We start from the raw sequence: 13,145 nt of genomic DNA, 5'->3' as shown, positions 1-13,145 counted from the left end.
CAATTGGCGAGCGCCCGGCGAAGCATTGCCTGCGCTTTGCAAGAAACCGCTCTGATTGTAATCATTAAACGCCATCGGCGTCATCGGCGCCATTGACTTTCAAACGGAAAAGCGGCCTCATTGATCTATGGTGAAATCGCGTTCCTGTTTGATCCTGCATCGCCCTTCCCGCGAAGGAACGGTCAAAATCATCCTGGTCGCAGCACCATTCCTCCATATCTGATAATTGCTCCCGCTCCACACTCGTGGACCGTTTGGCAATGTTCGGAACAAGAAAGACAAGGAGACGATATGCGGTATCAGATCAGTGGCAAACAGATCGACATTGGCGATGCGCTCCGGACACATGTCCGGACGGAACTGGACGAGGCGGTTGGCAAATATGCTGAACGCCCGACCGACGCCATGGTGGTGTTTTCCAAAACGGGCCACGAATTTGCCTGTGAGGCAACTGTGCATCTTTCCACCGGTCTCAACGCGTCGGCCAAGGCCAAGGCGACAGAGATCTATGCCGCCTTCGATAGCTGCTGCGAAAAGATGGAGAAACAGCTGCGCCGCTATAAGCGCCGCCTGAAGGACCATCACAAAGATCGCGCCGAACCGGTTGAACTTCTGGGGGCATCCTCCTATATCCTCGCGTCAGACAGCGATTCAGATGCGCAGGAACCTGATACCCTCCAACCCATGATCATTGCAGAGATGCAGACGAAGGTACCAACTTTGTCTGTCGGCGAAGCAGTGATGCAGATGGAATTGTCGGGCGATCCAGTGCTATTGTTTCGCAAGGAAGGCCAGGAAGGGATGAATGTCGTGTACCGCCGCGAAGACGGCAACATCGGCTGGATCGACCCTTCGTAACCCACGGCGGTAAACTCCGCCAAAGAGCAGGGCGAGCGGAATGGATTTCGGCAAACTCCTCAAGCCAGAGGCCGTGAAGGTTTTGACTTCGGCTTCGAGCAAGAAGCGTCTGATGCAGGATATCGGCGAACTCGTCCAGCAGGCCTATGGGCTGCCGGCCGGTCAGGTGGTGGATGCGCTGATGACGCGCGAAACCCTTGGGCCGACCGGTGTGGGCCACGGTGTCGCCCTGCCCCACGCGCGAATGAATGGCATCGACAAGGTCGTCGGTGCCTTCGTCTTGCTGGACAAGCCGATTGATTTCTCTTCGGTCGACCGTCAGCCGGTCGATGTGGCCTTTGCCCTCTTCGCCCCCGAAGATGCGGGGGTGGAGCACCTCAAGGCGCTGGCACTGGTTGCCCGCACATTGCGTGACAGCAGCATCTGTACCAAGCTGCGGTCGAACCCAGACCCGGCAACGCTTTATACGATCCTGACCGAAGACAAGGCCGACAAGGCCGCCTAAGACCTATCAGACCGCTGCGGGCTCTGCCTCTCTCGGGGTGGGCACGCCGCGGTTCGCTTTCTTCTCTCCCAACATCAACATCGCCGGTGTCACCACGAGCGTCAGCACCGTGGCAACCACCAGACCGCCCGCAATGGCCGAACTTAGTTCGGTCCACCACTGCGTTGATGGCGCACCATAGACGATCTCGCGGGTGAAGAAGTTGATGTTGAGGCCGATCACCATGGGCATCAGGCCAAGCGCGGTGGTGACGGAGGTCAGCACCACAGGCCGCAAACGCTGTGCTCCGGTCCGCAGCGCGGCCTCCAGCGGCGACAGCCCGGCTTTCTTAAGGTCATTATAGGTGTCGATCAGAACGATATTGTTGTTCACCACGATCCCCGCCAGCGCGATCACCCCGATGCCGCCCATGACTACGCCAAAGGGCCGCCCTGTGATAATCAAACCAAAGAGCACGCCCGCGATGGAGAAGATGATAGCCGACATGACGACGAAGGCTTGGTAGAAAGTGTTGAACTGGATCACGAGGATCACGAACATCAAGAAGATCGCCGTGATAAACGCCCCAGCGAGGAAAATCATTGATTCCTGCTGGTCCTCCGCCTCACCGGCGAACGACGCTTCAACACCCGGCGGCAGATCCATCGCGTCAATCGCGCTGCGCAAGGCGACGGTCTGATCGTTGACCAGAACGCCCGGTGCAACGTTGGCCTCGATCGTAACGACCCTTTCTTGATCCACCCGCGTGATCGTGCCGGTGCGGGGGCTTGGCTCAAAGGTCACGAAGTTCGAGATCGGCACTAGCCCCGCCGATGTCGGCACGCGCAGCGATTGCAACTCTTCCAACGTGCGCTCATCGGAGGGAAAGCGTACGTTGATGTCGATAGAGCCTTCGGCGTCGTCGGGCCGGTAATCCGCCACGGTGATGCCGCGCGTCAGCAGTTGCACAGCCTGCCCCAGTGTCGAGATATCGGCCCCAAACCGCGCGGCCTCGGACCGGTTCACCGCGATGCGCCACTCCACCCCCGGCAGGGGGCGCGAATCCGTCACATCGGTGAACCCGCCGATATCAGACATCTTCTCGCGTATCTGATTGACCACCTGCTGCTGCACCTCGGCGTCATGCGCCTTGATCCGCAGGTTGACGGGCTTGCCCGCCGACGGGCCGTTTGAGGCAGTCTGCACCTGCACGTCAATCCCGGGTATTGCCGCCATCTCGGTCCGGATTTCTTCGCCAATCATGGCCGCCGTCCGCCGCTCGTCCCATTCGGTGAACTCAACCTGAATGGTGCCGATCAGGTCGGCGCTGTCGCGGTTGCTGCTGCCGGTGCGGGCATAGACGCTGGCAATCTCGTCGTAAGCAAAAAGGCGTTGCTCGACCTGCCGCACCAGCGCGTCTTGTTCGTAGATCGAGAAATTGTCCCTAGCGCGGACCTGCACCTGCGCGAAATCAGGCTCTACTTCAGGGAAAAAGGTGATGCCGTTGCCAAATTGTGCATAGGCGGTAAAGCCGCCCATCAGCATGGCTATGGCAAGGATCAGGGTCATCCAAGGACGCAGAATGGCGAACTGCAGCAGCTTTACATAGCCGCCGGTGAAGCCTGTCAGTTCACGCGGATCGCCCTGTTCGGCGGCATAGAGCGTCGCCTTGTCCTTGGCCGATTGCGGGGGCCGTTTGCCGATGATCCCGCCAACCACTGGGATGAAAACCAGCGCCATGAAAAGCGAGGCGGTCAGGGTCAGGATCACGGTAATCGGCAGAAATTTCATGAACTCCCCGACCGTGCCGGTCCAGAACAGCAGCGGGAAGAACACACTAAGCGTCGTTGCCGTCGAGGCGATGATCGGCCATGCCATACGCTTGGCCGCATGGGCATAGGCGGCGCGGGGCGAATGCCCCTCTTGCAGGCGGCGGTCGGCCAGTTCGGTGGTCACGATGGCCCCGTCCACCAGCATCCCCACCACGAGGATCAGCGAAAACAGCACCACAAGGTTCATCGTATAGCCCATGACCCAAAGCGCGGTGACCCCGGCCAGAAACGCCCCCGGAATCGCCAGCCCCACCAGCAGCGCCGAGCGGACGCCCAAGGCCCAGACGATCACGATCATCACAAGGATGACCGCCGCGATGACATTGGCCTCAAGATCGCTGAGCATGTCTTGGACCTGCTCGGACTCGTCTTGGGTGTATTTGACGGTGATGCTGTCGGGCCATTCCGCGCGCATCTCGTCGATCAACTCACGCACCGCCGCGACCGTCTCGATGATATTCGCGCCCGAGCGTTTCTTGATCTCAAGCGCCAGCGCGGGCTGGCCGTCGATACGGGCAAAACCGGTGGGGTCTTTGAAGGTTCGACGGATGGTGGCGACATCCGCGAAAGTCACCACCGTATCGCCGCGCACCTTGATCGGCAGCGACATGACGTCTTCGACGTTCTCGATCAGCCCCGGCACTTTGAGCACCAAGCGTCCCGCGCCGCTTTCAATCGCCCCTGCCGCAATCAGGCGGTTGTTGCGGTTGATCTGGCTGATCAATTCTTCGAAGGAGATGTTGTAGGTCTCAAACACCGTCGGGTCGATCAACACTTCTAGAAGTTCTGTCCGCTCGCCGCCGACATCGACTTCAAGCACGCCGGACAGCCCCTCAATCGCGTCCTTCAGCTCTTCGGAGATGGAGTTGAGCGTCCGTTCCGGAACCGGGCCGGAAAGGATCGCCGTCAGGATCGGGAAAAGCGCTGTGTTGATCTCAGTCACGACCGGATCGGTGGCGTCTTCGGGCAAGTCGGATTTGGCCCGGTCCACACCTTCACGCACCTTGTCGAGCGCCTCGTCGGAGTCGAACCCCGGCTCGAACTCCAACTGGACAGAGGCATGGCCCTCGGCCCCATTGGAAGTGATCTGTTTCAGGCCGGTAATGGCGCTGAGCTCCGTCTCCAGCGGTTCTACCAACAGCCGTTCGCTGTCTTCGGGCGAAATCCCCTCAAGTGAGGTGGAGACATAAAGCGTCGGGATCGGGATCTCAGGCGAGCTTTCCTTGGGGATGCCGACATAGGCATAGGCCCCGACCGCCAAGATCATGACCAAGCTTAAGATCACAACGCGTGCGCGGCTGAAAGCGGCGTCGATCAGTGTGTTCATTCCACCTGCTCCGGCTGAGAAGCTTCGGCGCTGCCCGTGATCTGGCCGTCGCCCGCCGGGGTTTCCTCAAGTTCATCCAGTTCCGGCACGCCCGCTGAGGGCAGTTCTTCGGCGGGGTCTTCGTTACTTGTCTCTGGCTGCGGGTCGACCACCTCGCCATCATTCACGAAGCCCTGCCCGATGGTGATGATCTGGCTCTCATCCGGCAGGCCCGCGATCCAGATACCGTCGGTCTGGGCCCGAACGATCGCGATTTTGTTAAAGACTACCTTATTGTCGCCATTCACCGTTTTAACACCCAAAGTGCCATTTGTATCCAGCGACAGGATTGCAGGAGAGACGAAATGCGCGCGGGTCTCGCCCGTGGGAATGCGCACACGGGCAGAGATACCCGCTGGGATCGCGCCATCAGCGTTTTCGACCCTAATCTCGGCGGTAAAAGTGCGGGTCTCGGCGCTGGCGCTGCTTGAGACGAACTGCACCTTGCCCTGCGCTTCTGTCCCGGTGATGAACATCACCTCGGCATTTTGCCCTTCTTTGATGTCTTTCAGCGCCTGTTGTGGCACCTGCACCTGAATCGTCAGCGGGGTGTTATCCACCAACCGCGCGATTTCTTCGCCGGTTGAGACGAACTCGCCCGCAGAGATATCCAACATCTCAAGCCGCCCCGGAAAGGGCGCGCGAATTTCGGTGTTGTTCAGTGCTTCTTCGGCCGTGGTGACAGCCGCTTGCGCTGCGGCCAAGGTTGCCCGCGCTTGGCTGACCCGATCAACGGTAGAGACGCCTCGGTTCAACAAGGCTTCGGCATTGTCATATTCGCGCTGCGCACGGTTCAATTCCTCTCGGGCACGGGCCAGATCGGAATCGCGCGCAGCAGTGCTAAGCCGGGCGATCAGATCACCCGCTGCGACCTCGGCACCTTTGGCAACCAGAACCTCGGCAATTTCGCCCCCTGATTCCGCGCGTACCATAGTATCACGATCCGGCAGCGCCTGGCCTTCGGCCACGAAGACCTGTGTCACACTGTCAGCCTGAGAGCCGCGTACGGCAACTGTGACCGCTTTGGCCGCGATTGGCGCGGGCGCGGCTTCCTGCTCCTCTTCAGATGGAAGGATATAGCCGCTGCCCATCCACAGGCCGATCAGCAGCGCGATCCCTCCAGCGATGAATTTCGACCGTTTAGAGCCGGCATCGCTGTCAAAAGAGAGCGTTTGACGCTCTTGGGATGTGTCACTCATTAATAGAACTCCATCGCTGCGACCTTGTCTTTGCAGGTCACGCGTCAAATCTTGGGCTTGCTTACCCGAGTTGCGACATCATCAAGCGCGGTGCTGATCGTCTCGTAAAACTCCGCAAAGGAGTCGAGCCGCGCACGCACACCATCCGCTTCAGTGGGGAGCTTGTTGATTGTGTCGTTGATCTCGGCCTTGGCGTGGCGGGTGCCTGCAAGCGCATATTTCGTCATCGCGGCATAGGCATCATCGGCAAGTTGAAAGTAGTCTTGCCGGTCTCCGGTCTTGTTCACGCGCCGGATCAAACCGCGTTCTTCCAATAAACGGATCGACGTGCTGATCGTTGCCCGGCTGACCGATAAACGACGCGACAGCGCACCAAATGCGATCGGCTCGCCCTCAAAGACAAGCATGGCAAAGACCTGACCCGACATGCGGGGCAAGCCCTCGCCCATCGCGATTACGCCCATCCGCGTGATGAAATCATCGCGAACTTGGTCGATTTGGTCTGTGGTATCCATCTGTTTCCCGTCTACGGCAAGTTGCGTTGACGGTAGATAGCCAAGGGCCAGCACAAATCAAGTGTATTCGGAAAATTCCGAACAGACTGAACGCTAATTGCCGCTAGGTAACTTCAGACAGACAGCCTTATTTCAAACCGTTCTGTGCAATGTAGCGGGCCAGATCGAGCACAAGTTGACCACGCGCCGTTGCAATAGCGTTCACTCCGCCTTCTCTGTTGAAAGGCACACTTAGGTCAAACAGGCCCGAACGCTCCCGCCGGTCGTCTGGAACGGCCACGAAATACTGCCCAGATGCGCGGAATTCACCGGTTTCGGTGGCCACAAACTCGGAAAAGCGTAGCTCAAGACGGGCATCGGGGAAGGCCTCAAAGGGCCAAGGCTCTGACGCGATGCGCCGCCCCGTCATCCGAGCAAGATTCTGGCTAAGCTCAAGCGCAACGGCGCGCTCTGGCGCGTCGGCCCAAAGCACATCGGTGGAACTGACAAGGCTGCCATCCGCCATCTGCAAAGAAATCTCTTCGGCGGCGGCATAAGTCGGCAAAGACACATCGCGAACTTCAACCGAACTAAAGGCAATAGAGGTCTTTTCCGTAACCACCGGGGTACGCACGGTAAACCGCTCAGCAGTGCCGCCGCAGGCCGCCAGAGCCGCCAGCAGTCCGAAAGTGATCAGGGGTCTTGCAATGTTCATGCTTTACCGTCCCAGCAATAGAGAATTGGGGTTACGTTCAATGGTCCGCGCCAAAGATGCAAGGGCATCGGCGGCTTTCTGGATGTTGCGCAGGGTTTGCTCAGCGCTGCGGCTGATCTGCTCACCCTTGTTATAGCCTTCGATGGTGCGGCTGGCCTGTGCGAAAAGCGCGGTCAAACGCTCAACCACCTGCGGCAGATCACGGGCCGATAGGGCGATGTTATCTGCCGCATTGCGGGCCGAGGCCAAGGTTAGGTTTACATTCTCAACCGCGCCGCCTTCACGCAATTCTTCGAGAGTGGCGTTCACCTCATCCAATGCCCGTTTCAGCGCGCCCGGCAAGGCGACCGCATCATCGGTGCTGATCACCGCGTCGGCGGATTCCGTAAGATCCGTCAGGGCGACGATTAACTCTTCCACCTCAAGGGTTTCGGCCTTGGCGGCGACCGCCTGAATGCTCTCCACCAGTTCTGGCACGCCCTCGACCGACGACGAGACCGCATTCGCCGCTTCAGAGGCCACATCCAACGCACTGGAAAGCTGTTCGACGATGCGCTCTTCCTCCAGCTTGGCAACCAGTTGTTCAATCCGAACGAGCGTTCCGTTCAGGGCGACAGGCACGTTCTTAACCTCATCAGAGGACACCAGCCCGGTCAATTCGTTCAGCAATGTCCGCACGTCTTGCGGCGTTTCGCGCAGGTCTTCGTCAGAGACGAAAGATTCCGCCGAATTGAGGAAGGAAATCGCGCTGTTGAGCAACTCCTCGATCGGCAGGCTGTTGATGCGGGTAAAGACCCCTTCGACCGTGGCCGCAGCATCGGAGACGTCGCTTTCCGTGGTCGGCATCAAGGCGAGGCCATTCTCCGTCTCGTTCAACGAGGCCTCGGGCGCGTCTTCGACGGCCACGAACTCAACCTTCAAACCGCCGGTCAACAGACTGGCCGAAGCAAGCCGCGCGCGCAGACCGTTTTCCACACGTTCTTTCAAAAACGCCAGCGCGGCATCGGCGGTCACGTCATCCTGAAGCCCAAGATGCGCCGGTTGGATCGACAGGATCGCATTCAACCGCACGCGGCTGTCGCCAAAGCGTTCGAAATCCACGAGACCAGAAAGGGTCTCAACCTCGCCAATCTCAAGCCCGCTCATCTCAACCGGGGCGCCGACAATCAGGCCCGAAATATTATCGTCAAAAACGACGCTCATCTTGAGCGGATCGACTTCGGACGCGTTAAAGACAGAGTTCCGCGCGGTTTCCTTGTCGGGGTAGATCTCAAACACTGTCCCGTCAGACACCTGCGCCCCGCCTGAGACGAAAGTGTCAAAGGTGATCCCGCCGCCTACAAGGGTGGCGAGCGAGGAAAAGTCAATCTCGGCCCCCGCGGGGCCAATGTTGACGCTAAAGCCGGAGGCGTCCCAGAAACGGGTGGATTCATTGATAAGTTGCCGGTGCTCTTCAAAGATCAGTGCCTCGACGATGGCAAAGTTGCCGCGCGGGGCGATTTTGGCATAGCCTACGCGGCCCACTTCGATGCCCTTATAGAGGATCGGCGCATTGTCGGTCAGCTGGCCATTGGCTGTAGAGCGAAAAGCAATCTCAAGCCCGCCTTGACCGCCGCGGATCAATGGCTCGGTTGATGATCCCTGAAAGCGCTCGGCAACCGGGCCAACCTGTTGGTCCCACGAACCTTCGATGTAGACACCGCTCAGCACAGTGCTGAGGCCGGTGATCCCCTGCGCGGTGACCTCTGGCTGTACGATCCAAAACACCGCACCATTGTCGATATAGGGCGCCACATCTTTATCGAGGCGGATATGCGCCGTCACCCTTTCAAGGTCCGATGTGAAACCGACTTTTTCGACCACCCCGACCGTCACATCGCGAAAGCGCAATTCGGTCTCTCCAGCAGAAATACCAGCGCCTTCTTCAAACTCGATAACGATCAACGGGCCCCGTTCGGCATAGGAACGGTACGCCACAAAAAGCGCCACGATCAGCGCAAGGATCGGGATGATCCAGATCACCGACGCCCCACTAAGAAACATCTTGCGGGTCGGAGAAATCGGCAGGTCGGGAGGCGTCTTAGTCATTGGTTTTCAGGCCCTCGTCCTTGGTCTGAGTATCCCAGATCATGCGGGTATCAAACGCTTGTGCGGCTAACATGGTAAAAATCACGGAGAGAGCGAAAAAGATGCTCGCGGTACCGGGATTGATGGCTGCCAGTGATTTGAGTTGCACCAGAGACGACAAGATCGCAACCACAAAGATATCGATCATCGACCAACGGCCAATGTACTCAACCACTTCGTACAGGTAATGCCGCTGCCGCTGCGACGTAACAGAGCGCTGTTTGACGCTGATCGCAAGAAAGGCCACGGCCATAAATTTAGCGAGCGGAATGACGACCGACGCAAAGAGGATGATAAAAGCGATCCCCCAGTTGCCGTGATGCGCCAGTTCGACTGCCCCACCGATGATCGTGCTTTCATCCACCTGAAACAGCGTCCGGGTCTTAAGCATCGGATAGGTATTCGCGGGAATGTAGCACATCAGCCCAACCGTCCAAAACGCCCAGACACGTTGCAGGCTCTGACGGTCGCGCGACACCAGTCGATGCCCGCAACGGCTGCAGGTCTGCGCGCCCATTGGCGCGGGCTTGCTACAACGGGTGCAGGCGACGATGCCCAGATCCCGTGCGCTCAGGATTTCTTGGGATGTTCCAGAGAGTTCCATACGGACCATTTGCATAAGAATCTGTCCTGCGCGATGACAAGCACCACCAACGCGCCGAACATGTAAAAGGCCGGCCCAAAGCCGACATCGGCCAGATCGGCCACTTTGACCAATGCCACGGCACAGCCAATCGCAAAGACCTCGGCCATAGACCAAGGGCGCAGTTCCTCTGACAGGCTAAAGGCCGCCACAGCATGACGCGCGGGCGGGCGATCCAACACAATTGGAACCAGAACGTAAAGCGTCAGCAACACCCGCAGCAGCGGGATGAAAAAGATCAGCGCTGCCGTGGCCAAGGACAGCAAGATCATTGGACCCCCGGCAAAAGCCAGCGCGGCATCCAGCACCGAAACAGCATTGCGGTTGCCCGCCGCATCGATCGTCAAAAACGGAAAGACCGACGCGCCGATAATCAACACCATGACCGCCACCGCTACAGCGATGATTTGCAGCCCGGCATTATCACGCGGAGTGATCAGGGCCGTATGGCAACGCTCACAAGCCGCACGCTCCCCATCTGCGGGGCGCTGCAGCCGGTAAACGGCATCGCACTGCGGGCAGACGATGATCTCGTCCAGCGGCAATTCGGCAAGAGGTGTGTCAGGGTGATCCATTCTGAGTGGATATATGATGCCGCCCCCCGACGTATCAACAAATATTCCCGACCCTGTGGCGTATCTGCACCGGCGGAAGCTCGCGCTCTCGCGAACGTGACCGGAACAGTCGGGCCTGCCCCTCGTTAGTCTAGCAGAAATCACAAAGGAGAAAGCAATGACCGATATCAACAATGCAAAGATCCTGATCCTCGCCACCAACGGCTTTGAGCAGTCCGAGTTGGAAAAACCCCTGAACGACCTGCGCGGGCGCGGTGCCACCGTACATGTGGCCACCCCCGACGGGAATGAGATCAAGGGCTGGGACGAAGACGATTGGGGCAACACCACCCCCGCCGATTTGGCGCTTAAGGACGTGAATGTAGACGACTATCAGGGCATCGTACTGCCCGGCGGCCAGATCAACCCCGACCTGCTGCGAGCCAATAAGGATGCCGTGGCGTTGATCCGCTCGTTCCACGACAGCGGAAAAACCGTTGCCGCGATTTGTCACGCGCCTTGGCTGCTGATCGAAGCAGGCATTATCAAAGGCCGCAAGGCGACCTGCTTTGGCTCTATCGCGACGGACGTGAAGAACGCCGGTGCGCATTACGAAGACAGCGAAGTGGTCGCCGATCAAGGCATCATTACCAGCCGTTCGCCCGAAGATCTGGACGCATTTGTGGCTAAGATTGTCGAGGAGATCGAAGAAGGCAAACACGAGCGCGAGGCCGCCTAAGCTACGCATTTCGATGTGCGATCTACCCCCGGTCGTTTGGCCGGGGGTTTTTCATGGGCGACTTAATGACATGCCAATTTCTGCCAGAACCGCCTCGGTATCCGCGCCGATTGGGCGGGGTAGGCTCGGCATTACCGGCACTCCGGACCCAAAGCGCGGGGCGTGGCCCGATTGTAGCACGCCGTTCACTTTTAACATATTACCACGCGATGCCATCTGCGGATGATCCGGGGCTTCGGAAAAGCTGAGGACCGGTGCCACACAGGCATCTGTGCCGTCGAAATGCGCCGCCCAATCGTCGCGGCTGCGCGTTGCGAAAGCGGCGGCAAATTCGGCAGTGCGCTCGGCCCAAGTTGCGGTGTCATTTTGGCTTGACCCATAGTCAGCCGGAAGGTCCAATTTCTCTAGCAAGATTGCGTAGAATTGCGGCTCTAACGCCCCCACAGCGACGAACTTGCCATCGGCACAGGTGTAGCAGCGGTAAAACGGAGCGGCACCGTCGAGCCAATTCGCGGCGCGGGCCTCAGACCATGTGCCTTGGGCGAACATACCGTGGATCAGCCCCATCATCGCGGGCACCCCATCAACCATCGCAGCGTCAACCACTTGACCTTTGCCGGTCACTCCACGCTCGATTACTGCCGACAAGATTCCGAACAGCAAAAACATCGTCCCGCCCCCGTAGTCAGCCACCATGTTGAGCGGCGGCACCGGGGGCGCATTGGCGCTGCCCATGGCGTGCAAAGCCCCTGTTAGAGCCAGATAATTGATGTCATGCCCCGCCGTCTGCGCCCATGGGCCGGTTTGGCCCCAGCCAGTCATGCGGCCATAGATCAGCTTTTCGGAGCAATCTGTCGGGCCGAGGCCCAAACGCTCCATCACGCCGGGTCGGAACCCTTCGATCAGCACATCGGCAGACGAGATCATCGCCCGCGCTGCCGCATGGCCTTCGGGAGTTTTGAGGTCAAGCACCACCGACCGCTTGCCACGCCTGTTGATGTCGGCGGGATCCGCCGGTGCAGCTTTGCGGTCTATGGTGATGACATCGGCACCCAAATCAGCCAACAATTGCCCAGCAAGTGGCGCAGGCCCCAGTCCCGAAAATTCCACCACCCTTAGCGAGGCCAGCGGCCCTTTGCGTTCTGCCATGCTTATGCCGCCCCCGGTACCAGCACCTGACGCGCGCCTTCGGTGAAATCACTTAAGGAAAGCGCCCATGTTGTTCCGGGCCAGCGCAGTTCCATTTGGCGCTTTCGTGGTCGGTAAACGGCGGTATAAAGTGTGCCAAAGCCCGCGTTAAAAGCCGTGGAGTAAAGCGGTGGTTTCAGAAACGCGCCGATAAATTTCTCTTCCGGATCGCGGTGCAGCCGCAACCGCTGCAAGAGATAGCGTTCACGCTCAACTGTTGCGGTGAACCGTGCGTGGCTGATCCACTCAACGCTTTCTTGATGGTTCGTTGCCACCGCGGCACGGGTGATGACCGCCGGGCGGTCGGGTGCCATCATTGCGGTCAGGTAGTTACGCTTGCGGTCTAGAACGGTGACATTGTAGCTCATATGCGTCGGCACGCGCGATAGCACCTCGCCCGCCTCCTGCGCGGTTTCGCAGGTTTGTAGCACATAGCGCAGGATCAGCGGCACGCCGAAGCCTTCGCCCACCACACGCCGCCCGCCGAAGGTCAGCGAGATCGACAGCCCCGCGTCATTCACCCCATCAACCAGCCCCCACAGCCCGTCCGAGGTGCCCATAACCTGACGACCCTGCCAATTCGTGCGCAGCACCATCGCGTCAAATGCGTTGGGATTATAGTCATAGTTGCGCACCATGACCGGCTCCTTCCCGGCCCAGATCGCTTGCGAACAGGCCGAAAGATAGGGCGGCGGACAATAGAAACTAAGGAACCGGGCTGCATGATCGCTGCCACCCGCAAGTGTGCAGAGTTCATCATAAAGCGGTGCCATCTCTGGCATATGTTTGACCAACGCGCGGCGGCATTGGGCATAGGTCGGGCGCGCGGCCTCCCCCTCCTTCAGCCACCACGCGTGGTAGTCAGGCCAATAGGCCGCGAAGAGACCGGCCCACTTGGGGCCGGGCTGGTCTTCGGACATTGCGCGCCAGTACATCGCGGCCTTTC

Annotated in this window: 12 protein-coding genes; 3 read left to right on the top strand and 9 right to left on the bottom strand. The window is 59.2% G+C overall.

Features of this window, described 5'->3' with window-relative positions; translation table 11 throughout:
- Nucleotides 1–291: 291 nt before the first annotated feature.
- The gene (hpf, locus tag BM229_RS11010; RefSeq protein ID WP_093927686.1) at nucleotides 292–858 is read left to right on the top strand and encodes a ribosome hibernation-promoting factor, HPF/YfiA family; all 567 of its coding nucleotides are present in this window, start codon (nucleotides 292–294) and stop codon (nucleotides 856–858) included.
- 40 nt (nucleotides 859–898) lie between these two features.
- Nucleotides 899–1,363, top strand: coding sequence for a PTS sugar transporter subunit IIA (locus tag BM229_RS11005; RefSeq protein WP_093927685.1), 465 nt, complete (start codon nucleotides 899–901; stop codon nucleotides 1,361–1,363).
- A gap of 6 nt (nucleotides 1,364–1,369) precedes the next feature.
- Here BM229_RS11005 and BM229_RS11000 read toward each other — a convergent pair whose 3' ends face one another.
- The 7 genes from BM229_RS11000 to BM229_RS10970 all read right to left on the bottom strand — a co-directional run bounded on the left by BM229_RS11000 (nucleotide 1,370) and on the right by BM229_RS10970 (nucleotide 10,293).
- On the bottom strand, nucleotides 1,370–4,501 hold the full coding sequence (locus tag BM229_RS11000; protein WP_093927684.1) for an efflux RND transporter permease subunit: 3,132 nt from the start codon (nucleotides 4,499–4,501) through the stop codon (nucleotides 1,370–1,372).
- On the bottom strand, nucleotides 4,498–5,739 hold the full coding sequence (locus tag BM229_RS10995) for an efflux RND transporter periplasmic adaptor subunit (RefSeq protein WP_093927683.1): 1,242 nt from the start codon (nucleotides 5,737–5,739) through the stop codon (nucleotides 4,498–4,500). The genes BM229_RS11000 and BM229_RS10995 overlap by 4 nt, the downstream gene beginning before the upstream one ends.
- Before the next feature lie 44 nt (nucleotides 5,740–5,783).
- Nucleotides 5,784–6,254, bottom strand: a complete 471-nt coding sequence (locus BM229_RS10990; RefSeq protein ID WP_093927682.1) for a GbsR/MarR family transcriptional regulator — start codon at nucleotides 6,252–6,254, stop codon at nucleotides 5,784–5,786.
- A 127-nt stretch (nucleotides 6,255–6,381) separates the two neighbouring features.
- Complete coding sequence (locus BM229_RS10985; protein WP_093927681.1) at nucleotides 6,382–6,948, bottom strand: PqiC family protein; 567 nt, start codon at nucleotides 6,946–6,948, stop codon at nucleotides 6,382–6,384.
- Nucleotides 6,949–6,951: 3 nt separating this feature from the next.
- Complete coding sequence (locus tag BM229_RS10980) at nucleotides 6,952–9,036, bottom strand: PqiB family protein (RefSeq protein WP_093927680.1); 2,085 nt, start codon at nucleotides 9,034–9,036, stop codon at nucleotides 6,952–6,954.
- Complete coding sequence (locus tag BM229_RS10975; RefSeq protein WP_208604074.1) at nucleotides 9,029–9,688, bottom strand: paraquat-inducible protein A; 660 nt, start codon at nucleotides 9,686–9,688, stop codon at nucleotides 9,029–9,031. The genes BM229_RS10980 and BM229_RS10975 overlap by 8 nt, the downstream gene beginning before the upstream one ends.
- Entirely contained in the window at nucleotides 9,646–10,293 is a 648-nt protein-coding gene (locus BM229_RS10970) for a paraquat-inducible protein A (RefSeq protein WP_093927679.1), read from the bottom strand. Before BM229_RS10970 ends, BM229_RS10975 begins: the two co-directional genes overlap by 43 nt.
- A gap of 157 nt (nucleotides 10,294–10,450) precedes the next feature.
- Here BM229_RS10970 and BM229_RS10965 point away from each other — a divergent pair, with 157 nt between their 5' ends.
- Nucleotides 10,451–11,011 (top strand): type 1 glutamine amidotransferase domain-containing protein, encoded by a 561-nt coding sequence (locus BM229_RS10965; RefSeq protein WP_093927678.1) that lies wholly within the window; start codon nucleotides 10,451–10,453, stop codon nucleotides 11,009–11,011.
- Nucleotides 11,012–11,062: 51 nt separating this feature from the next.
- On the opposite strand, the gene BM229_RS10960 is transcribed toward BM229_RS10965, so the two are convergent.
- Both BM229_RS10960 and BM229_RS10955 read right to left on the bottom strand, forming a co-directional pair.
- A complete protein-coding gene (locus BM229_RS10960; RefSeq protein ID WP_167360236.1) occupies nucleotides 11,063–12,160 on the bottom strand; it encodes a CaiB/BaiF CoA transferase family protein in 1,098 nt (365 codons plus the stop codon).
- 2 nt (nucleotides 12,161–12,162) lie between these two features.
- Entirely contained in the window at nucleotides 12,163–13,134 is a 972-nt protein-coding gene (locus BM229_RS10955; protein ID WP_093927676.1) for a C45 family autoproteolytic acyltransferase/hydrolase, read from the bottom strand.
- Nucleotides 13,135–13,145 lie beyond the last annotated feature (11 nt).

This window comes from Sulfitobacter dubius (assembly GCF_900113435.1).
GTDB lineage: Bacteria > Pseudomonadota > Alphaproteobacteria > Rhodobacterales > Rhodobacteraceae > Sulfitobacter > Sulfitobacter dubius.
The sequence above is the reverse complement of the archived record's forward strand: the minus strand, read 5'-3'. Positions and strand labels throughout refer to the sequence as shown.